The sequence below is a fragment of the Adlercreutzia equolifaciens genome, from assembly GCF_029076695.1.
GTDB classification, from domain to species: domain Bacteria; phylum Actinomycetota; class Coriobacteriia; order Coriobacteriales; family Eggerthellaceae; genus Adlercreutzia; species Adlercreutzia equolifaciens_A.
On the sequence record NZ_JARFIK010000449.1, the window covers coordinates 1 to 296 of the forward strand.

The 296-nt window shown below is 66.6% G+C and carries 1 protein-coding gene; it reads right to left on the reverse strand.

What is annotated here, in order from left to right; all coding sequences use genetic code 11:
* Nucleotides 1-32: 32 nt before the first annotated feature.
* Nucleotides 33-170 carry a hypothetical protein gene (locus PZH32_RS13125; protein WP_275208692.1) on the reverse strand — a complete coding sequence of 46 codons (138 nt, stop codon included), beginning with the start codon at nt 168-170 and terminating at the stop codon, nt 33-35.
* Nucleotides 171-296: the final 126 nt, after the last annotated feature.

A 296-nucleotide genomic window follows, 5' to 3' on the forward strand; every position in this document is an offset into this window, starting at 1 on the left:
CCTCCGTGAGGCCCTCGGTGACCGCTGGATGCCTAGGAGGCCGTCGTCACCTGCTCCACGGCCTGGAGCAGCTCTTGCACGTGGGCGGCGCGATAGGAATCCTCCATGGCCTGCTGCATCTGCTTCTCGCGCCTCTTAAGCGCCGTCACGTCCTGGGTAATGTACACCAAGCGCTCGGGGTTGCCGTCGCTGTCGCGGGTTCAGCTTCAGGAAGGGCTGCTCGCCGAACCAGAACCAGCGTCCGAGCACGCCGTCGCCGGCGGTCTGGTCGGGTTTGACGCAGGCGCGGTTGAAGG